General features: G+C 60.1%; 18 protein-coding genes. 6 read left to right on the plus strand and 12 right to left on the minus strand.

Features of this window, described 5'->3' with window-relative positions:
• Window positions 1-15 precede the first annotated feature (15 nt).
• The 6 genes from WG908_RS11855 to WG908_RS11880 form a co-directional block, all read right to left on the minus strand.
• Window positions 16-1,977, minus strand: a complete 1,962-nt coding sequence (locus WG908_RS11855) for a flavin monoamine oxidase family protein (protein ID WP_340186802.1) — start codon at window positions 1,975-1,977, stop codon at window positions 16-18.
• Between the two features lie 30 nt (window positions 1,978-2,007).
• Window positions 2,008-2,451 (minus strand): c-type cytochrome, encoded by a 444-nt coding sequence (locus WG908_RS11860; protein ID WP_340186803.1) that lies wholly within the window; start codon window positions 2,449-2,451, stop codon window positions 2,008-2,010.
• A gap of 89 nt (window positions 2,452-2,540) precedes the next feature.
• Entirely contained in the window at window positions 2,541-3,512 is a 972-nt protein-coding gene (locus WG908_RS11865; RefSeq protein ID WP_340186804.1) for a helix-turn-helix domain-containing protein, read from the minus strand.
• A 311-nt stretch (window positions 3,513-3,823) separates the two neighbouring features.
• Window positions 3,824-4,909 (minus strand): SMP-30/gluconolactonase/LRE family protein, encoded by a 1,086-nt coding sequence (locus WG908_RS11870; RefSeq protein ID WP_340186805.1) that lies wholly within the window; start codon window positions 4,907-4,909, stop codon window positions 3,824-3,826.
• Window positions 4,910-5,190: 281 nt separating this feature from the next.
• The gene (locus WG908_RS11875) at window positions 5,191-6,027 is read right to left on the minus strand and encodes a helix-turn-helix transcriptional regulator (protein WP_340186806.1); all 837 of its coding nucleotides are present in this window, start codon (window positions 6,025-6,027) and stop codon (window positions 5,191-5,193) included.
• 138 nt (window positions 6,028-6,165) lie between these two features.
• Window positions 6,166-8,319 (minus strand): TonB-dependent receptor, encoded by a 2,154-nt coding sequence (locus WG908_RS11880; RefSeq protein WP_340186927.1) that lies wholly within the window; start codon window positions 8,317-8,319, stop codon window positions 6,166-6,168.
• Between the two features lie 22 nt (window positions 8,320-8,341).
• On the opposite strand from WG908_RS11880, the gene WG908_RS11885 reads away from it, so the two are divergent.
• On the plus strand, window positions 8,342-8,587 hold the full coding sequence (locus WG908_RS11885) for a hypothetical protein (protein WP_340186935.1): 246 nt from the start codon (window positions 8,342-8,344) through the stop codon (window positions 8,585-8,587).
• On the opposite strand, the gene WG908_RS11890 is transcribed toward WG908_RS11885, so the two are convergent.
• The 3 genes from WG908_RS11890 to WG908_RS11895 form a co-directional block, all read right to left on the minus strand.
• Window positions 8,584-10,092 carry an aldehyde dehydrogenase gene (locus WG908_RS11890; RefSeq protein WP_340186807.1) on the minus strand — a complete coding sequence of 503 codons (1,509 nt, stop codon included), beginning with the start codon at window positions 10,090-10,092 and terminating at the stop codon, window positions 8,584-8,586. The genes WG908_RS11885 and WG908_RS11890 overlap by 4 nt on opposite strands.
• 276 nt (window positions 10,093-10,368) lie before the next feature.
• Window positions 10,369-10,656: a helix-turn-helix domain-containing protein gene (locus tag WG908_RS16560; protein ID WP_445326715.1), complete on the minus strand. Its 288-nt coding sequence runs from the start codon at window positions 10,654-10,656 to the stop codon at window positions 10,369-10,371.
• A gap of 60 nt (window positions 10,657-10,716) precedes the next feature.
• Window positions 10,717-12,114, minus strand: a complete 1,398-nt coding sequence (locus WG908_RS11895; RefSeq protein WP_340186808.1) for an MmgE/PrpD family protein — start codon at window positions 12,112-12,114, stop codon at window positions 10,717-10,719.
• Between the two features lie 375 nt (window positions 12,115-12,489).
• Between WG908_RS11895 and WG908_RS11900 the strand changes: the two genes are divergently transcribed.
• Both WG908_RS11900 and WG908_RS11905 read left to right on the plus strand, forming a co-directional pair.
• The gene (locus tag WG908_RS11900; protein WP_340186809.1) at window positions 12,490-14,700 is read left to right on the plus strand and encodes a TonB-dependent receptor; all 2,211 of its coding nucleotides are present in this window, start codon (window positions 12,490-12,492) and stop codon (window positions 14,698-14,700) included.
• Between the two features lie 84 nt (window positions 14,701-14,784).
• Window positions 14,785-15,153, plus strand: a complete 369-nt coding sequence (locus WG908_RS11905; protein WP_340186810.1) for a VOC family protein — start codon at window positions 14,785-14,787, stop codon at window positions 15,151-15,153.
• Between the two features lie 21 nt (window positions 15,154-15,174).
• On the opposite strand, the gene WG908_RS11910 is transcribed toward WG908_RS11905, so the two are convergent.
• Window positions 15,175-15,975, minus strand: coding sequence for an enoyl-CoA hydratase/isomerase family protein (locus WG908_RS11910; RefSeq protein WP_340186811.1), 801 nt, complete (start codon window positions 15,973-15,975; stop codon window positions 15,175-15,177).
• 314 nt (window positions 15,976-16,289) lie between these two features.
• Here WG908_RS11910 and WG908_RS11915 point away from each other — a divergent pair, with 314 nt between their 5' ends.
• Window positions 16,290-17,207, plus strand: a complete 918-nt coding sequence (locus WG908_RS11915; RefSeq protein ID WP_340186812.1) for an HpcH/HpaI aldolase/citrate lyase family protein — start codon at window positions 16,290-16,292, stop codon at window positions 17,205-17,207.
• Window positions 17,208-17,256: 49 nt separating this feature from the next.
• Window positions 17,257-18,417, plus strand: coding sequence for an acetyl-CoA C-acetyltransferase (locus WG908_RS11920; RefSeq protein WP_340186813.1), 1,161 nt, complete (start codon window positions 17,257-17,259; stop codon window positions 18,415-18,417).
• Window positions 18,418-18,452: 35 nt separating this feature from the next.
• Here the strand turns inward: WG908_RS11920 and WG908_RS11925 are convergent, their stop codons facing one another.
• A complete protein-coding gene (locus tag WG908_RS11925; RefSeq protein WP_340186814.1) occupies window positions 18,453-19,238 on the minus strand; it encodes an IclR family transcriptional regulator in 786 nt (261 codons plus the stop codon).
• Between the two features lie 144 nt (window positions 19,239-19,382).
• Window positions 19,383-20,189 carry a crotonase/enoyl-CoA hydratase family protein gene (locus tag WG908_RS11930; protein ID WP_340186815.1) on the minus strand — a complete coding sequence of 269 codons (807 nt, stop codon included), beginning with the start codon at window positions 20,187-20,189 and terminating at the stop codon, window positions 19,383-19,385.
• Window positions 20,190-20,327: 138 nt separating this feature from the next.
• Between WG908_RS11930 and WG908_RS11935 the strand changes: the two genes are divergently transcribed.
• Window positions 20,328-21,206, plus strand: coding sequence for a LysR substrate-binding domain-containing protein (locus WG908_RS11935; RefSeq protein WP_340186816.1), 879 nt, complete (start codon window positions 20,328-20,330; stop codon window positions 21,204-21,206).
• Window positions 21,207-21,321: the final 115 nt, after the last annotated feature.

A 21,321-nucleotide genomic window follows, 5' to 3' on the forward strand; every position in this document is an offset into this window, starting at 1 on the left:
CTCGCCTGTCGGCGTTCACCCTCGCAATGCATTCTGTTCCTTCGCCGCCCTGATACCCATCATCGCGGCGGACCCGGTTTCGGCGGACGCCGCGGCGTCCGAGTTGGCGATCGACACGCGACCGAAGCGCTCGCGCCCAATCTCGTTCGGCGCTTGCCCCGGACCCCACTTCGGATCGTCCATTCCGGATAGATTATCGGCATAGCCATGTGGCCAGCGATTGACGGTGATGGCGACGATGTCGCGTTCGGAGTCGAACCCGCCCGGACCAAGCGCGCGGTCGAGTTGATCGCGTATCTTCTGCTCGAACGTCTCGAACGGGGTCTGGTAGAGGAACATGCGCGCCGCGCGTCGCTGGTCGCGCGGCGACAGCGAACGATCCGTCGGGATGTGCGCAACGATGTGCAAAATGCACGGCTCGTCCGGGTTCATCGGCGTCTGATAATCGCCGATGCTCACCGCGAAATCGAGGCAGATCGAGTAAAACAGGCTGCCCGGACAGTAAATCTGGTTCAGGCCGAGCTTCTGGAGCGCCTGCGAATTCCGGATCGCCACATTTATGTATACCAGCGGAACCTTGACCTGGTAAAGGAGCGCCTCCTTCTGCTTTTCCGGCAGCTCCGGCATCAGGCGCGGTATGATCATGTTGTAACAGGCGAGGATCACGTGATCGGCGGTCACGAGATAGGGCTTGTTGCCCATCACATAGGTCACGATGACCTGCCTGGATGTCGCCGGATCACCAAGATGCTTCACCCTGGCGACGGTGCTGTTGAGCCGAATCCGCACGTTGGACGCCGGATCGTCGAGCTTGGCGTAATTCAGCCTGGATGTGACCAGATCCTCCATCGTCGAACCCGGCAGCGCGTCGGGTATCAGGCCACGCGCCAGAGACCGCGCGACCGAGGCATTGCCGTCGGGAAAGTGGCAAATATAGCCATAGCCGTCGATCGGCGTCATGCCCAGGTGCATGGCATCGGACAGATTGAACAGCGGGCACAGGAAAGCCGGATATGTCGGCAACCAGGTGCCCTGCGCAATCACGATCCACGCCGAGGTGACATCCGATCCAAGGCTATTCAACTCGCATGGGGAGGCATCGAAATATTTTACGACGTCCGGATGCGCCTTTACCTTGTCGATCAGGAACTGCTTGAAACTCGTCTGGCTGAGATAGTCGCGCTTCTCCTCGAACGTCATCCCCGCGAGAAAATCCTCGCGACCTGAATATAGGCGCGCCAGATCGGTCTTCGCCTGGTCGGCGATCGGCGCGTCGCGCCACATTTCGGGCGAGGGATTATCGGAGAGGCCCCGGATGGTCTTGTCCGCGCCGAACGTCTCCCGGTCGAAGAAGACGCCGGGCTGTAGTTCGCGGGTAACGTCTCGCTCGAACTTCCAATATTTTCGAAACCGGCGCATATCGATGCCGACCTCCGAAAATAGCGACAAGGCTTCCGGCGGATAGTCCGTCGACATCGTCTGGGTGCCGCCATAGCCAATGAGCTTTCGGTCGCCGACCTGGAACTCATTACGCTTGGCATGCCCGCCTATGTCGTCATGATTGTCAAGAACCAGAATACGCGCGTTCGGGTTGTTCTTGCGAAAGCTGTAGGCTGCGGAAAGCCCGCTAATGCCGGCTCCGACGACGATGAGGTCGTAGCGCTCGCCCCTATCTTCCCCGAGTGCTTCGGTCCATTGCCCCGCATCGCGAATCTGGTGCGCCGTCTGGAAGGAACCGGGATGGCTGCCGCGCATGCCGGTCAGGCCCGGCGGGTAATAGCGGGGGTCCTGCTGCGAAATCCCTTCTTCCATCAGCGGCGGAAGCGCCGACTTGTCCGGCCCGTCCACCGCCAGGTCTGCCTGCCGCTTTTTGGCTGCCGCGGGCGCTGCTACCGCGCCGATCGCAACCGCGGCACCCTGCAGAAAATCGCGCCTGTCGATGGTCGGCTTGTCGGCACGCTTGCAGTCGTCAGCCATGAAGCCCTCCAAAACTACTATTGCGCAAAGTCAGCGCGACTGGGATGACTGCGCTTTCAAAAAAGCGATCACGTCCTTTCGGGCGGCCGCATCTGGAACGCCGCCGAAAAACATCTTCGTTCCGGGAAACGTCGCGGATGGAGCTTTAAGAAACTTGTCGAGCAGCGCCGCGGTCCATGCGCCCTTCGCTGAAGCAAGGGCGCGAGAATAAGTATAGCCTGTCACCTTGCCGATCGGCCGGCCAACGACACCGTGCAGGTTCGGCCCCATTCCGTTCGGCTGTCCTGCACCCGTGCTATGGCAGACCGCGCAACGCTGAAAGATGACCTTTCCATTCTTGACGTTCTGCGCCTGGACAGGAGCGGAAACACTCACCAGGGCGCACATGGCAGCCGCTAGGAAACCCGACGCTGACCTGACCGACCGCGACATTTGGGCATGATTCATGCAGAAAATGGCCTTTTTCGTGAACAACGTAGATATCCCCGGATCAGGATGAGGACGCTTCCCGGCATGTTCGATTCTATTACAGGATGACGAGAGGAACTTGATCGGTCGCGCCATCAATGTTGACGCCCCGCGCTAATCGCAGGCGGCTCGATCGAACGCCGCCGGAACTCCCGCGGGCTCGCACGATATTTCTCCCTGAAGGCGCGACTGAAATGAGTCATGTCGTTAAACCCCCAGCTGAAAGCGATGTCGGTGATGGATGCTGACCGCAGCCGAGGCTGGTGCATGTCTTCGGCACATTTATGCAATCGCCGTTCGCGTACCAATTGGCTGAATGTCGTCCCGCTGCTCGCCAGTAGCCGTTGCAGGTGCCGCATGGACAATCCGTACTCGCTGGCGATGTCGTCGATCGTGAGGTCCGGGTCGCTCAGACGGCGCTCGATGAGGTCGAACAATTGGTCCAGGTGAATATCGTAAATCTTGGACCCGGTCCCCTCGCCCCTGGTACTGTCCGCAGCCATGCAGGCCACCAGATCGAGGAGCTGGGAGGCCAACAGACCGGAAAGTCCGCGACCGAGGGCCTCTTCCTCGGCCGCGGCAAGCATCGCCCCGACGACCCTGCCGGCCCCACCATCGCCCGAGAATGTGCGCGCGGCGTGGAGTGGTCGTCCAAGGGAGCGCGCATCGAGAAGCCGCCTCGGAAGGTGCACCGACAACTGGCGGCTGAAACCGTCGAAAACGAATTCCGATGACGTTTCGGATCGGATAAGCGTCATATTGCCGGCGGACAAAAGAGCTTCCTCGCCCCCCTGAATCATACGGCTCGCGCCTTCGATTTGCAGGATCAGGAAATACATCGGATCGGACACGCGCGCAGTCCGATAGCTGCGCGTGACCCGGTCCACATTGCAACCGACTTCAACCGCCGAACAGCCGAACACGTCCCGCTTCAGCACCTGCCCCTCAAACTGTGAATGCGGCCGCCGATCGACTTCCAGATCGCCGCATATGCCGCGCAGGGAACTGCACCAGCCGGTGAAATCGAACGACCCTTGGCCGGCTACGAAATTTTGCGCCTGTTGCATACGCTTAGCTCGATCTCCTGAACGACTCAGATCTTGGGGTTTCCTCACCAAGTGCAGCGGCAATTCTGACCAGATAGGCCTTTCATAGTCAAAGATGCTATTCCGTCGTGCAGCGACAGGCTGTCCCAATCGCTTATGACAGGCTTAATCTCTTCAAACGCGGGGCGAACAGGTCGTACTCAAGCTTGCAGGAACGCGCCCGTCGGCTCGACGCCGGTAAATCAGCATGCTGGAAACCGTGATGTTGAGATCGAGCGCGATCCCCCTCGGATGTGGATCCCAAACGGAAATGAGGTGAGGGTCGACCCGAATCATGGCATCGGTCGATAGGCCAGTTTGTTGGCGGTAAACGAGCCGAGCCAGAGTGTCTTGCCGACAGGAAGCCCAAAGGAGACGCCGGAAAATTGCGGATTGGCAGGCCGCCTGGTCAAGAACGTCACGGCCAACGTCTTAGGATTAACCACCTCGACATGATAGCCATCTACGCAAGGGGTGCCGTCCGCCGCTGCGGGGCAAGTATCGGTTCTCGGTCCGCCCGACATAAGGCGCCCGTTCACCCAGTGAATGTTGTCGAGTAGGCTACCCTTGACCTCGATACTTCTCAGCTTCCTGGCGGGGTTGGTGGTGGAAAAGGACGTGATGGTGCCATCACCGATGGTGATCGCGCTCATGCTGGCGACATATAGTGTCTTACCGTCTGGCGACACTTCGATGCCGTTATTGCCGACGAGGTCGGTCCCCGCCATCCGCTCGAACGCCGGGCTGCCGGGGGTCCATTTGTAGACGGCGCCGGTTGGCTTGGGCACGCCCGTCCACCAATCTCGTACAGAATAGCCCGGATGGTTCATTACCGTCGCGTAAACGGTCCCGTCGGATGCCGCGACAACGGCGTTGCCTTCCAACTTGCCGGACCAAGGAAGGCACCCCGCCCAGGTCAGGGTCGGCTTATCTTGCGCCATGTCGATGTCGAAAACTTCAATTCTTTCCCCGACGCCTCGACTGGCTCCGCCATGATTGACCGCATAGAGGGTCGCATGCCGGCGTCCGTTCTGACGAAGATTGATGCCGTCAATTACCAAATCGTCGGGGGCAGGCTGAACCTTGCATTGGTCAAAAGGAGCGCGGGCCTTGGCGCCGGCAGGCGCAATCCACCGCTGCCATCGTTTCGTGGCTCCGTCGACGAGGTGAAGCCCGCTTCCGCGCGCCGCCCCACTCGTGATGATCCAGCGTCCACCTTGCAGCACTGCCAGATCTTCGGGGATCTGGATCCCGCATAGGAACTTGAGGTCGCCCGAGGACGGGCATGTCTCCATGGCCGGTTTGGCCGAAATGGCGGACCCGGCCAATCCCAGAAGACCGACAAATAAACCCCCGATCGAAGCCTGTACCTTGTTCATGCGATTTTCCCCTCCATCGCCCAATCTCAGGGGCGCGAATAAGTGGACGCCGATCTACGTCGAGGCCGCCCAATAAGCCGCGCACGACGTTGCACCAACGGGTGAAATCGAACAGCCTTTGCCCGGCTAAATTTTGCGCCTACCGCATACGCTTTGCTCGATATCCTGAACGACCGGGGTCTCGGGATCACTCACCAGGTGGTACAGGCCATCTTGGTCAGAGGGCCTCATCATAGTCGGAGATGCTATGCCGTCGGCAAGCGATCGGCTGTCGCAAGGGCTTATGACAAGCCCAAACTCTCCAGGCAGAGGGCGAACAGATCATGCTGCGAACTTATCTGGAGGCGCTCGTAGGCACGACGCCGATACGTGAGGACACTGGAAACCGCGATGTTGAGATCGAGCGCGATCGCCTCCGACGTGAAGCCTAACAGGATGCGCTCGCAAACGGCCCTTTCCCGCTGCGTGAGCCGCGCGAACTGGGGATGATCGGAACCCAGCGCCTCGTGGACGAAGCTGCGTACGGATCCTTTGCCCCCCAGCGGCGAGCCAAGCCGGGGAACGCTCGCATGCGCCGCGATGACCGAACACAGCAGCGGGGCGGCCGTCTGGACGAGGCGCCTTTCATCCTCATTAAACAGCCCCTGGCGTTCGGTGCGGTAAAGGTTGCAGATCAACGTCCGGCTGTCGTCCCCGCCGCGCATCGAGATTTTGTCGATCAATCCCGTTCTCGAGAAAAAATGTTCCCGATACTCCCGGTCGTAACCCTCCTTGAAGTTCAGATGCTGAACATTTTCCGAAGGAAAACCGCTGCGCGCCAAGCCGAGCAGCCTGTAAAGCGGATCCCGGCGGAAATAGCGGCCGATATAGTCTTTCGCGAGATCATCTGCGGTCGTGCTAGCGACTGGACCGTCCGAAAATATGTGCTCGACCCCATCATACCTATAGGAAAAGACCGAACAATGGGTCGTAGGCGCCAGCCGGTTAACGAGACCCAGGAAGGCAGCTGGAAAGGCCGGCGTCCCGATCATCATTGATACGTTGCTCAGCGCGGCGAGCCAGCGCGCGGATCCAAGCTCTTCAGGAGAAAATCTGTGTCTTGCCGCTTCAGCCACCATTTACTCCAGACTGTTACCTCTCAGCATAGGTTGGGCTGTCGGAATCGGCAACCAAAGCGTGCCGCGATGAAGCAATTCACCCAGGGGGTATTGGAACATCGCGGCACCAAAAGTGACTGCAAAGGCCGCCCTGTCCGCTCAGTGACGATAGACGAGCGTTAGGCCAACCGTTCGAGGGCGGAATGTGGTGAGATAATATACCTGATTCCCGATCTGCGTATGCGAACGCGTCAGCTCCGCATGCGAATTGAGAACATTGTTCACGAACAGCGACAGGTCGGCGGGGCCGAATTTCGCGCCGATACGAAGGATCGTGTAATTGGACATTCTGAGCGGCGTGAAGTCCGGGTCGTAGCTTCCTGCCGTCGGATTGAGGCTCGTGACATTTCTGCTAACGGCTGCTGAATACTGATAGTCCCCACGAAAATAGGCGGGGTAGCCAAGCGCATCAAAGCTATAATCGACAGCCACCGACGCCGTCCACGGCGGGATTTCCACCTTGTCCCCTTTGCGCACGATGTAATTCACGTCGGCAGGATTCCCGCTGAGCAGCGTGCCCGCGTTAACCACGTCCTTCGTAAATTTTATGTTGTTGTAGCCAAGCGTACCGGACAGGTTCAAACCCCGCGCGATGTTCAACTGTGCCTGGATGTCGAAGCCTCGGCTGCGCGCATTACCTGTATTGGCGATATAGCCATAGCCGCAACTTGCAAGGATGATCGGCTGCTGAATGCTTTTCCAGTCGATCTGGTAAACGCTGGATGCAAGCTGCAACTTGCCGCCGAACAGGCGGTTCTTGGCGCCGAGTTCATAGCTCCAGACCGAATCGCCGTCGTAGGTTTGCGGGACCTGCGAAAGCCCAAGACCGGCAAGCTCGTCGTTGCAGGTGGATGAAACGGGATTGTTCGCGCCGCCGATGCGGAAGCCCTTCGATGCCGTGGCGTAGAACAGATTGTTCGTATCTGCCTGATACTGGATGTTCACCTTGGGCGTGAACGGATTCTGTTTGCTGGTGCCGTTGCCGGTCGTGACCCCGCCATTGTAAGGGCCATATTGATCGTTCTGGAAGCTGAACTTGGTCCGTGAGTAGCGGCCCCCAAGCGTCAACTTCAGCTTGTCGGTAAGAGCGTAGGTTACATCACCGAAGAATGCCAGTTGGCTGTCGATCGTCGTGAGCCGGGCATCCAGGCCGATGTCGCCGATCACAGGCGCGCCGAAGATATCCGTAGGCGTTGCTCCTGGAAACAGGCCGTCGATATAGGCTGCTATATATTTGTTACGGACAAGCTCCTGATTATATTGTTTGGCGTGTGAATAAAATAGGCCGAAAACATAGGTGAACCTTGACGACGGGTCAGACGACTGCAGTCGAACCTCCTGGGTCCAGTTCTTCTGTGTCGTCGTCGCGCGATCCGTTTCCTGGAGGTCCGGCACGCCGGGAAAAGCCGGCCCGGTCGGCGTGGTCACACCGAAAATGCCGGCGGTATAGGAGGAATAGTCGCGCGTGTTACTCTGACGCCGATCATAATATGAGGTGTTGGAAATCAGGTCTACGTCGCTGAGGGACATCTGTATCTTAAGGGCGGGAAGGATGAACCGATCCGTCCCGGACACCGGGACATTCCACGCGGCCTGCATCCTGCCCGACTTGAGATCGGAGAAACCGGCCCATAGAGTATCGGGAGCGTTCTCCTGCCGCTTCTGATAATATAGCGACGGCGTGATCTGAATATCTTCGATTGGCGCTAATGTAACAGCGGCCTGAAAGCTCGTTGCTTTGCGCGAATTGATGTTCTTGTCGACGCGCGCGCCATTCAGCCGATCGACAAGATCGATATAGCCACTATCGTAACGATGATAGGCGCTGATCCGAAAGCCGATCTTGTCCTCTATGATCGGCCCGCCGACACCCAGGCCCGCCTCGTAATTTGCGCCGCCGCCGTCGGTGGCACTCCCTTCGGCCCTTCCATAGACGCGAAACGCCTTCAGACTGGGCTGAGGCGTGATGTAGCGCAGCGTGCCGCCCTCTGAGCCGGCTCCGAACAGCGTACCCTGCGGCCCGCGCAAAATCTCGATACGATCAAGGTCGAAGGCCACAAGGGCGCTATTCTGCATACCCGCGCCACCGCCGCGAACCTGGATCGGGGTGTCGTCGATGTAAATCCCGGTCGTGCCGGCGCCCACGATGCTGCTGATGCCGCGGATGGCGATGAAATTATTCTCGCTATTCAGCGTGACGCCGGGGGTCAGGCGCGCGACATCTGCGATGCCCCTGACGCCGGCCTTGTCCATCGAGTCTTGCGAATAGGCGCTGATGCTGATCGGAACCTTGCTGATCCGCTGGTCCTGGCGCGTCGCGGTCACGATGATCTCGCCATCGGGCAGATCATCATTGGCGTTCGCCGGCGATGCGGCCTGGCCGGCCGTATCGCCATCGCTGCCGGCGGTCTGCGCGTGCAAGGCGGTGACGGAGAGTGACGCGGCGACTCCCGAGAGGAGCATAGTCTTGAAACAGGATTTCATCTTGATAACCCCCTTGGCTTTCGTTTTCGTGACTTAGTAAGAAGCCCAGATTGTTTTCATCTGCTGATACTTCTCTAGGCTGTGGAGAGACTTGTCCCGTCCGTAGCCGGACTGCTTGCATCCGCCGAATGGCACTTCGATCTGATGCGCATCCTCGTTGTAATTGTTGATCGACACAGAGCCGGCACGGATCGCGTTCGCCATGCGGTGTGCACGCGAAAAATCGGAGGTCCACACGGCCGAAGCAAGACCATAGCTGGTGCCGTTGGCGATTTTCAGCGCCTCGTCTTCGTCGGTGAAGGTCATCACCGACAGGACGGGGCCAAAGATTTCCTCACGAGCAATCGTCATATGCGGCCGGACTTCGTCAAAGATGGTCGGCTGCATATAGAAGCCGCCAGTCTCTTCGAACGCCCGGCCGCCGCCGGCGTACACTGTCGCGCCCTCTTGGACACCGAGACTGACATAACCCTCGACGCGGCGGAGCTGCTCGGCACTGGCGAGCGGGCCGGACAGGCTGGATTCGTCCAGCGGATCGCCCGGCCCGAATACAGGCAAAACCTGCATCACGGCCTCGAGCAAACTGTCCTTCATATCGGCATGCACGATCAGGCGGGAGCCGGACGCGCACACCTGACCGCCATTGACGAACACGCCTCCGGCGATACCCCGAACGAGCGCTTCCATATTCGGCGCATCCGGGAATACCACGCTCGCGCCCTTGCCGCCACATTCCAGCCAGACCGGCTTCATGTTGGATTCAGAGGCGTATCGCTGAAATCGCCGACCCACCTCTCCCGATCCGGTGAAGGTGATGACATCCACGTCCGGATGGCGACCAAGCGCCTCTCCAGCCGCGGGTCCACCCGTGACGACGTTGAACACGCCTTCCGGAAGGCCCGCCTCAAGCGCAAGTTCGGCGATGCGAATGGCGCTGGCCGATGATTTCTCGTCGGGTTTGACAACGACGCTGTTGCCCACCGCCAGCGCCGGCGCGACCTTCCACGCCAAAAGGCCAGTAGGCCAGTTCCAGGGCAAAACGGCGCCCACCACGCCGATCGGCTCACGCCGGATCATGGCGAGCACATTTGATGCGGACGGTGCGATCTCGTCGTAGATTTTGTCCACGGCTTCGCCAAACCAGCGAAAGGCGTTGACGGCCCAGGGAACACAGAAGCTGCGGCCCAGCGTGATCGGCATGCCCATCGAAACCGTATCGAGAAGCGCGATCCCGTCGGTGTTGCGCTCGATGAGTTCTGCGAGCCTGACCAGCACGAGCTTGCGTTCGCGCGGCGACCGGCCTGACCAGGCGCCGCTCTCAAAGACCTGGCGCGCGTTACGGACCGCGGCGTCCATGTCCGCTGCCGCGCCGCTGGCGGTGTCGCCGACGATCTGCCCATCGATCGGGGAGATCAGTTGGGTCACCTCGCCGCTCTGGGAATTTGTTAGACATCCACCGATCACGAGACGGTTCGATATCTTCAGCGTCTTAGCCGCCTCGCGGATGTCCGATCCGTTGGCCATCGTGTCGGTCTCATGCATGAACTAGCGCCTCTACCGCCCCGCGGTGAATGGATGGGATGATGGTCTCATTTAAGCAGCCGACCCGCACGAATTCTTTGCCCAACCCGTCAAGCTAGTTTGCCTGCAGCGCCATTCCTAAGCTGCATTGATTACGCCCCACGCGCCCATTGGCGACGACCGATGGTCATGATGCGCCAAGGCTGATCGATGAGCTTGGCCGCGTCCCGCGCCTGGCCCAGCGGCGTATGGTCTTGTTCTTCTGGCCGATGCGGGCCTCGTCCTGGAACCATATCTCTATCGGAGCGTCACGCGGAAGGGCGACTTTGATCTTTGCCAACTCGGCTGCGAAACCCCCTTTTTGAAGTCCTCCATCGCATATTCGTTTTGGGCGTGGTGGCGGGGGCGAGCCGTAAGTGTGACATAACCCAGCTTCTTCGACTCCCGCCCCGCGGTCGTCTCGTCCAATGACAGCGGAAACTCCTCGTGGAGCCACCGCACCAGATCGATCAGCCGCCAACGCACAACCCGAATAGGGCCGCTCTCGTCCACGGAGCGCCGACGCATCTGACGATACAGACGCATATGCGGATACACTTGTCCGGTCCCTATTCGGCCATGCGATCAGCGCCGTCGCTCAAGGCATCAGCCTAGAGCAGGCCGCACCATCCGCGCCTGTGCGATTGTCGCGCCGCCCGTCAGCAGGTCCGTTACCGGCCCTGCCTGATCCAGCCGCCTGATGATGGCCAGGAGCCGCTCGGCAGCTTCGGCGCCGACGACGGGAACGGCAAGGCTCATGAATTTGGCTTCTATTCTGGCACCCTGCCGCGCGAGATCATGCTCGACGACGCCGCTATCATGATCTGCAACATGACGCGTCCCGTCAGAGCACTCGACCACCACGTTCACCGCTCCGCCCGCCGGCATGTCCCCGTAAACCGATACCCGCTGCCGAATGGCTGCAAGCTCCGGGTCAGCGGCCCCTTCATCCGAAAAGGTCGCCAGCGCCGAGCTGTCTCGTCCGTGAAGGGCGAGCGCGGCGGCGTGTCGCAAGCTGAATTTCGATTGAAGCGCGTTCGATGGGTCGGCAATGTTGCACGCCGACAGATGGCCCGGCGCGACGTGGATTTCGACCGCCGCCACAGCCTGCGGGGAAAGCTTCGCCCGCTCGCGCAATTGGTTGAGGCAATCGATGGTCGAATGCGTCATGTAGCAGGCCGCATGATATTTGAAGAGGGTCTTGACGATCTGAACGCCTGGCCGGCTGATCACGACCGGGCGAGAAGGCTCGGCGCTCAGAGTCGAGATGAACCCTTGATCCGCCTCCAGAGCGGCCGGATTGGCGGTGAAGCCGCGCCTTGCCAGCCTGGCCGCGAGAACTCCGTTGGCGGCGGCCTTACCGGCATGCAGCGGCTTTGCCATGCTGCCGAACATCGCCTTCAGCCCGGCAGCTTGTGTCGCTGCCAGGCCGATCGCATTCACCATCTGCGCCTCGTCGAGGTCCAGCAACAGCCCGGCAGCGACGGCAGCGCCAACGGTGCCGATCGTGCCTGTTGCGTGAAAGCCCTTTGCATAATGCGAAGGAGCGAGCCGCGCGCCCAGAATGCAGGCAATCTCGTAGCCGGCGATATAAGCGTTCATCAGGTCGCGGCCGCTCTTCCCCTCCGCTTCGGCAATGGCGAGGGCGGCTGGGAATGTCGCTACGGTGGGATGACCCTGCATGGCGCGGCTGACGTCGTCGAAGTCGAGCGCATGCGCCGCAACGCCATTGGCGAGCGCCGCGTCCTGCGCCGAAAGCCGATGATGCCGGCCAATGACCGTGCACGATCCATGACCCGTAGACTCCAGTTCATCGGCGACAAGGATCGCGCATTGTTCCAGCGCGCCCGGCAGAACAACGGCAAACCAGTCGATGATGCACTGTGTGGCGACGGTCAGGGTGTCGGCAGGCAAAGCGGTCACGCGATAGTCAAGCGCCGTTTGGGCAAGCAACCTTGTCAGATCTTCCCGCCCCGCCATTGCCGGTCGGCCGATGCTGCGCATGTCGTCATCCATGAGGCATAGCCAGATTATTTTCCGGTTGCGGCACGTATCGACCCAAATGCCTTGACGCAATCGTCCTATCCGACACTATTACTCTCCACATCATTACCGTTTGTTTCCTGATCAATCTAGCGGTCCGGACGGACACGTTGGCAAGACCCAGCCGCCCGGCGCGCATTGAAATTGCATCAGTAATGACGATGATTTTGGGCTGTCGGCGCCGCGCATATAAGTGGGCGCTCCACAGATCTGCCATTCGAATACAGATGTAATGCCTTGGCCGGCGACTTGCCGATGCGTTCGGCCGCTGCATAATGGTCGATGAGAAAAGCAGACGTCCGCAGCGAACGGATGGATAGTGTCAAGGGGAGTGAAATGACGACCAAAATGGCTTTATTATACGGCTCGATCGGTATGATCATGATGATCCCGAGCGCCGCTCAAGCTCAACAGACCGCTGCCGAAGACTCTGGCTCTTCGGTCGGTATTCCCGAAATCGTCGTGACGGCGCAAAAGCGCGCGGAGAATATTCAAAAGGTCCCGGCAACTATAACCGCGCTGGGGGCGGAGGCGCTGGAAACACGTCAGATCACCGACGTCGTTGCGTTGCAGTCTCAGGTCCCTGGCCTGGTCGTGGGCGAAACGTTCGGCGCCAGCCTGATTTCGCTGCGCGGAATCAGCACCGGCGTGACGTCCGGGGCGGAGGACCCTTCCGTCGCGACCCATATCAACGGTGTTTATCAGCCGCGCTCGCGGACGATCGACTCCGCCCTGGCGGATCTCGAGCGCGTCGAAGTGCTCGCCGGCCCGCAAGGCACGCTGTATGGCCGCAACGCGACGGCCGGCGTCATCAACTATATCCTCAAACGGCCTGGCGACAGCTTGCAGGGCGAAGTGACGGGCAGCGTCGGCAATTATGAAACGCTCGGCATAAAGGGTCGGATTTCCGGCCCCCTGTCGGACAATATCCGGCTGCTCGTTTCCGGTGTGTATGAGAATCGCGACAAGGGCTTCACCAAAAATCTTGCGCCCGGCGCACCGCAGTCGCGTTTGCAGACCAACCGCATCGCAGGTGGGCGGGCCGCGCTCGATGTCGATCTGCCGGGCGGTGCGGAGATCCAGCTTGATGCGATCTATCTCGACAGCAAGAGCACGCCTACCACCGTTGCGTTCGGTGCGTCGCAGGAGGCATTCATTCAACCGGTGCTCAATCCGCAGTCGTTCAGGCCGTTCGAGGTATATTCCAACTACAGGTCGCTGGACCGGACCAAATATCTGCAGTTCATAGCGACCATCAATATTCCGTTGTCTGACAATGTGGATCTGAGGTCGATCACCGGATATCAGCGCTTTCGCAATCATCTGAGGTTGGATGGCGATGCCAGCGCGACTGCCATCGTCGAAAGCGACATCCGGTTCCGCAGCAATACTTTCAGCCAGGAATTCAACCTGAATGCCTCTCTATTCGATGACAAGCTGAAGTCTATCGTCGGGCTGTTCTATTATAACGACAAATTCAATCACAAGGGCAACAGTCCTTTCGATACATCGGCAATTTTCCCGACGTCATCAGCCTTTAATTTCTCGGTCGAAGGCCCCATCAAGGGCGAATCCTATTCCGTATTCACCGACCACACATATTCGGTAACGGATCGTCTGCGACTTCAGGCTGGCATTCGTTACAATCACGACAAGAAAACGGCGGCGACCAATGTCATTTTCGACGGGTTCGATGTCTGCCCTGCCCCGCCGGCCTCCAAGTCCTGGAACAGCTGGACACCGCGGTTCGGCGCCCAATATGACGTAGCCGACAACTCCATGCTCTATGCCCAATATACCAAGGGGTTCAAGGCAGGCGGCTTCGCGGCCTCCAGTTGCATGGATGATTTCGAACCTGAAAAGATCACTGGCGTGGAAGTCGGCTTCAAAGCCAAATTCCTGGACAATCGTGTCATGTTCAACATCGCCGGTTTCAGTTATCGCATCAAGGATCTCCAGGTTCAGAAGGTCGTCGATGTCGGGACGCTGGTGGTCGACAATGCCGCTCGCGCCAAGGTCTATGGCGTTGAAGCATCGCTGCAGGCGCAGTTGGCCGAGCATTTGCGTCTCGATGCATCGGGCGTGGTGCAGTCGGCCAAATATGACGACTTCCTCAACTGCAACCAGTTGCTGTTCATCGGCGCCTGCGGCGCATTCGACCCACGTACGGGCGCGGATCGCCTGTCCGACGCTTCGGGCAACCGGCTCAATCGTGCTCCGCCGTATACGGCCAATGTCGGGCTGGAATATGATGTGATGCTGAACGGCGGCGGCAAGATCCTGCTTCGCGGCGAATCCCTGTTCAGCGGACGAGTGGACTATGCCGAATTCCCGTCGCCGGGATCGCGGCAAAAGCCCTACAGCTTGCAGAATGCCTTCCTGTCATACACCAGCCCCGGCGACCGCTTCGTACTTCGAGGGTATGTCAAGAATATCGCCAACAAGGCTTATAAGAGCGGATATCTGTTCTTCCCCGCAACTCGCCAGGATACTGGCCAGTGGGCGCCGCCCCGCACCTTCGGGGCCGAAGCTACAGTGAAGTTCTAGATTCCGTTACCTTACTGTCCCCGCAGCGCATATTTCTGTGCTGCGGGGATTTACTTTCTTCCTTAGCCTGGAAAGAAGACAGCGATGATCGGCTATGTAACCTTGGGCACCAACGATCTGCCCCGCGCGATTGCCTTTTACGACAAGATCTGTGCCGAGTTGGGCGCCGGGCGGATGATCGAAATGGAAACGGGCGTTGTCTGGGCGAAAGACGGCGTGTGGCCTGGGCTGACCCTGACCAAGCCGTTCGACAAGAAGCCGGCGACGGTCGGTAACGGCGTGATGGTCGGCTTTCAGGCCAAAGACCATGAGCAGGTCCGGCGAATCTACGAAATCGCGCTGGCCAATGGCGGCACTGACGAGGGCCCTCCCGGCCCGCGTATCGACGGCTTCTATGCCGCCTATTTCCGCGATCCCGATGGTAACAAGCTCAATGCGTTCGTGATGGACTGAGCGGCAATGTCCGGGCCGGGATCAGGATCCCCGCCCCTTGAACACCGCGCGGCGCTTGGCCAGGAAGGCCTCCACGCCCTCGCGAAAATCCGGTTCGGTCACGCACTGGCCGATAGTCAGCACCTCCCGATGCATCTGGTCTGCCAGGCCGAAGCTGGCGCTGCTGTTGATCAGGCTCTTCGTGCGCCCCGCGGCAGCCGGCGCCGTGGCCGAAAACGACCGGACCAGGGTCTTCAACGCATCCTCCAGCGCCTCGGCGGAATGAATTTCGTCGATGATACCCAACGCTCTCGCCTGATCCGCGTCGAGCCTCGCGCCGGTGAAGGCCAGTTGCCGTGCCTTCTTGGCGCCGACCACGCGCGGGAGATAGTGAGTCAGACCAAGATCAAAGGGCAAGCCTACGCGCGTCTGCGCGAAAACCAGCATCGCATCCCCTGTCGCCAGTACGAAGTCGGAAGCGAGCAGAAAGCTCAAGCCCGCACCGGCGGCCGCCCCTTGCAGGAGCGAGATGACGGGGATCGCAAGGGCATCGAGACTGAGGAAGCACGCGCCATTTCCGCCCACACGCGCTTCGAAAAAGGCGCGGCGATGGGCATCCGGCAGCGAAAGCGTGTCGGCATAGGCGGCAAGATCGCCACCCGCGCTGAAGTTTCCGCCCGCGCCCCGAAGAACGACATAACGCACGTCCGGATCGTCCCGGATCGAATCCAGGAAATTGCGCGTGGCGTGCATCATCTCGGGGTTGAGTGCATTGCGCGCCTGAGGGCGGTTGAAGATCACAAAAGCGCCGCCGTCGCGCTTATCGAACAGAACTTCGCTCATTGCGTCTCAAATGCCTCATCATGAATTCACGGGTCGCGAAACGATGCCGCAAGCGGGCTGTTCGCGACAATGCGGAACACTGCCGAACAGGGAAAGATTACATGTGAATTCCCTGTCCTTTCTGGTTCGCCTGGCGTCGCCTGCCTTTCATCATGGGCCGTTTTCTCCATGATATTGCCCTTGTAATGCCTCTGGCTGCATGCCGTGATCCGTCGTGAAAATTTTTCCGCGCCGTCGTATCAGCATGGCCATTCATGCCGGCTTTTTCGGTTCTACTGCAGGTCCTGAAAATATATTCAATCTAGGGAGTGTTCGTGAGCAACTATAACCGCCCCGCCCGCTTGCGCCGGGTCCAGCTTTCCGTGCCGGGGAGCAGCGAAAAGATGCTGGCAAAGGCCGCCGCGTCGAATGCGGACCATGTATTTTGCGACCTGGAAGATGCCGTCGCCCCTTCCGCGAAGGTCGGCGCGCGGAACTTGATCGCCAATGCGCTGAATGAACTCGACTGGGGCCGCAAGACGCGCTGCGTGCGCATCAACGATGTCACGACGCCCTGGTGCCATGACGACATCATCACGCTGGTCGAGAAGGCCGGGCGCAACATCGACACCATCATGCTCACCAAGCCGCGCAATGCCGGGGACGTGCTCTTCCTCCACCATATGCTGTGCCAGTTGGAACAGAAGCTGAAGCTCGAACGCAGCATCGGCATCGAGGTGCTGATCGAGGAAGTCGAGGCGTTGCAGAATGTCGAGGAAATCGCGTCCTGCACCGACCGCATGGAGTGCCTTATCTTCGGCATGGGCGATTATTCGGCGTCGCAGGGCATCGACACGCGCGCCATCGGAGAAGGCGGCGCCTATCCTGGCGACATTTTCCATTATGCGCGGTTCCGCATGACGATGGCTGCCCGTGCGATTGGCATCGACGCTGTCGATGGCCCTTTCGGCAATTTCAAAAATGAGGCTGGCTACCGCGAACAGGCCACGCAGGCGCGTTCGATCGGTATGGTGGGCAAGTGGGCGATCCATCCCTCGCAAATCGACCTGGCGCTCGATGTGTTCAGCCCCGCACCCGAAGCCGTCGCACAGGCGCGCAAACTGGAAGCGGCTTATCGCGAAGCCGAAGCGCAGGGCCTGGGCGCGGCGCAGGTCGACGGCATGATGATCGATGCCGCGACCGTCCGCCTGGTTCGCAATACCCTGATCAAGGCCGACCTGATCGGCATGTGAACCGCGCGCGGCGCCGTCCGGCGAACCGCGCAGCAAAGGAGATCAACTCATGGCCGAAGCCTATATCGTGGACGCATTCAGGACGGCGGGTGGCCGCCGCCGCGGTCGTCTGGCTGGCATGCACCCTGCTGTTTTGGCTGGAAAGATGCTCGACGGACTGGTGAACAGGACGTCGATCGATCCGTCCGCCATTGAGGACGTCATCATGGGCTGCGTTACCCAGGCCGGCGAACAGGCGGTCAATATCGGTCGCCTTGCGGTCCTGGAATCCCGTCTGCCGCTGACTATTCCAGCAGTGACGATTGATCGCCAATGCGGGTCTTCGCAGCAGTCGCTGCAATTCGCGGCGCAGGCCGTCATGTCGGGCACGCAGGATGTGGTCATTGCTGCCGGGGTGGAAAACATGACCCGCGCCCCACTCGGCATGAACATTCCGCCAGATGGCGGCAATCCGCGCACGCCGGAGGTTCTTGAAAAGTTCGGCATCCAGCGGTTCAGTCAATTTGATGGCGCCGAAATGATCGCCGCCAAATGGGGCTTCACTCGTGAGCAGATGGACGCTTTCGGTCTTGAAAGCCATCGACGCGCCATCGCAGCAACTGAAGCCGGCGCATTCGACAAGGAAATCATTCCGGTCGAAGTCACCTTGCCGGACGGCACCACCGAAATGCACGTCCGCGACGAAGGCATCCGCTATGATGCGACATTGGATTCGATGGCCAGCTTGCAACCGCTCGCGCCCGGAGGATCCATCACGGCTGCCACCTCGAGCCAGATTTGCGATGGCGCCAGCGCTGCGCTCGTCGTTTCCGAACGTGCGCTCAAGGATCATGGACTGACTCCATCCGCGCGGATCGTGAATCTGACCATTTCAGCGGGCGATCCGGTCATCATGCTGGAAGAGCCGCTGTTCGCGACCGAAAGGGCGCTTAAACGCGCCGGCATGCGTCTTGACGACATCGACTTGTATGAGGTCAACGAAGCGTTCGCATCGGTGCCGATGGCATGGCTGCAGCATCATGGCGCCGATCCCTCGCGGCTGAACGTGAACGGCGGCGCCATCGCCCTGGGTCACCCGCTGGGCGCGAGCGGCACGAAGCTGATGGCGACGCTCCTCCATGCCCTGCATGCGCGCGGCAAGCGTTATGGGCTGCAGACGATGTGCGAAGGCGGCGGCATGGCCAATGTCACGATCGTCGAACGGCTGTAATTGTCAGCACCGCCCCTCATGCCCGAGCGCTCGCATCATTCGCGAGCAGCATGATCCGAAGCTTGACGAATATTTTCGTCCGCCGACAATGCACTGGCAAATTTCTCCAGCTCCTCCAGGATAAGGGCCTTCTTGGACTGTATACGGTCGATCTGCCCTCCGACCGCCACCGCGATCGGTGACTGGCCGAGCAAGGGGCGGATCGGCATGGCGATGACGGCGATCCCATCCAGGACATCGCCGCTCGTTTCCGCATAGCCGTTCTTCCGCACCTCCTCCATTTCGGCGATGATCCGATGCAGGCTCATCTTGTGGCGCGGTTCGACCTCCTCGTCATTTGCCCGATGGACCAGGCTTCGCACGACATCGTCCGGCTTCAGGCTCAGCAACGCCCTTCCCACGGCGGACGTGGCCAGCGGACGGGCCATTCGCGCCTGGACATCGAAACGCTGCGGCGTGTCGGGCTTCATGAACAGGATATACTGGACATGCACGCCATTCTGGATACCGATGAATGTCGTTTCCTGAACCGCGTTGAAAAGATTGCTCAATCGCCATTCCAGCTGACGATCCTGGACATAGGTCTGGTGGATCCAGCTGCCGATCAGAGCGATCCTGATCGTCGGCGTATAGGTCCGGGCATGGCGGTCCTGATCCAGATACCCCAGGGCGACCAGATTCTGCACCAGCATCGTCACGCTCGGCTGAGGTATCGCCAAAAAGCGCGAGATTTCGCCGACGGTAAGGGGCCGCTGCTTCGCGGAAAATAATTCGAACAGCGCCAGCGTCCGCTCCGCCGATTTTATGGAACGCAAAGCCATCTGTCCTGTCCCGTCTCCGCTCGATCAACCAGCTTCAATCATATCATTCCCGGCACGGCGTCGCCGCAAGTCATACCATATGTAATCCACGCTTTTGCAAGGACTGACTGTTCGTTGCGGGCGGGAGGGGGACCGGCGAACCCCCTATCGATCATGAAAGACTGGCGCGCGCTTTTGCAAAAAGGCGGCGACGGCCTCTTCATGATCCTGGGTGTGATGCGCCAGCGCCTGATAGGCGGCGGACAGTTCCAGCAGCGGCCCGAGTTTCATGTCCTGACCCTCGCGCAGCAACCGCTTCGCCAGCCGGGTGGCATGGCCCGGATTGGCCGCGATCGATTGGGCCACGGCCATGGCGCGAGGCAGTACGTCTTGCGGCGCCACCACTTCGCTGACCAGCCCATATTCCAGCGCCTTCGCCGCATCGATCATGTCGCCGGTCAGCGTCAGCAGCGTGGCGCGCGCCATCCCAATGACGCGCGGCAGCAACCATGCCCCGCCATCGCCGGGCACGATGCCCAGTTTCACGAAGCTTTCCGCAAACAGCGCCGATGAAGACGCGATCCGGACGTCGCACATGCAGGCAAGATCGAGGCCGGCGCCGATGGCGGGACCGTTCACCGCAGCGATTACCGGCACTTCCAGTTCGTAGAGCGCCGCCGGAATGCGCTGGATGCCGGCGCGATAGGAATTTCGCAGCGTCTGGGGAGATCCTTCGAACATTCCCTTCTTCTCGAGCATATGCTTGACATTGCCACCGGCGCAAAAGGCCGATCCCGCGCCGGTGAGGACAATGGCGCGAACGGACGTGTCCCGCTCCATATCACGGCAGAAAGCGGCGATTTCGTCGCTATGCGCGATTTCGGTGATGGCGTTGCGGACATCGGGCCTGTTGAGCGTCGCAACGACCACGGGACCGTCTCTTTCAACGAGCAGGAACGGCGCTTCTGACATGGTGCATTCCTCTTCTATGGCGCTGCGTCTCTTGGCGGCATTTGGCCGTGCCGAATCGTCAGCCTGCATATCGGGCTAGTGGCTGTGACGCCGATGCTCTAATATTGATTCTGAATTTTTCGATAGGCAAGGCATATCATGGATCTTCGCCAACTCCGCTATTTCGTTGCGGTCGCCGAAACCCGCAATTTTCATCGCGCGGCCGAACGGCTGAATGTTTCACAGCCTCCCGTCACCGTGGCGATCCGCAAGCTGGAAAGCGAACTGGGCGAACCCCTGTTCGTGCGCGATCCCCGTGGCGTGGCGTTGACGCCAGCGGGGCGCGCCGCCCTCCCCGCCGCTCGCGATGCAATCGCGGCGGCGGAACAGCTTCGCGACGTGGTTCGCGACGGCGCATCAGGTCTGCGGGGGCGGCTCAGGCTGGGCATAATAGGCTCGGCCAACAGTGATTTGCTGCCGCGTGTCATCCCTGCCTTTTGCAAGGCCTTCCCGGACGTTGAACTCGTGCTTGCGGAAATGAACAGTGTCGAGATCGTCCAGGCGATCGCCGCTCAGCAGATCGACGTCGGTTTCATTCGATTGCCGATGATTGAAGCAGCTCCGGTCAATGTCGAGGTCATCGAGCATGATGAACTGGTGGTGGCGATGCAGGCGACCGATCCTCTCGCTGGCCGCAAGCGCCTGGCCCTGGCCGAACTTGCCGACCGACCGTTCATTTTCTTCAATCCCGTCAGTGTCCTCAACGTCATCACGCATATCGCCTGCCAAAAGGCGGGCTTCGCACCCCGGATCCAGCAACAGGCCATGCAGGTTCAGACAGTGCTGAGCCTGGTCGAGGCGGGTTTGGGCATCGCGCTGATTCCCGCGCGCAGTGCCCGGTTCACCAGCGCCCGGCTGCGCGTCCTTCCCCTGGCAGAGCCGATCCCGATCGAGCTGGGCATGGCGTTTGCGCAGGATCCAAGTCCGCTGGCTCGCAACTTCGTCATGTCCGCGCGGCAGAACCGCGATAGTCTTTAGTTATCGGGATCGTACGATTAAATATTTGAACGATTGCCACGTTCGGCCCATCCTTTGCGCTCTGGAAGGATCATTGGCGCACATCGCGCACATATGACCAGGAGGAGAGCAAGTC

Source organism: Sphingobium anseongense, assembly GCF_037725245.1.
GTDB lineage: Bacteria > Pseudomonadota > Alphaproteobacteria > Sphingomonadales > Sphingomonadaceae > Sphingobium.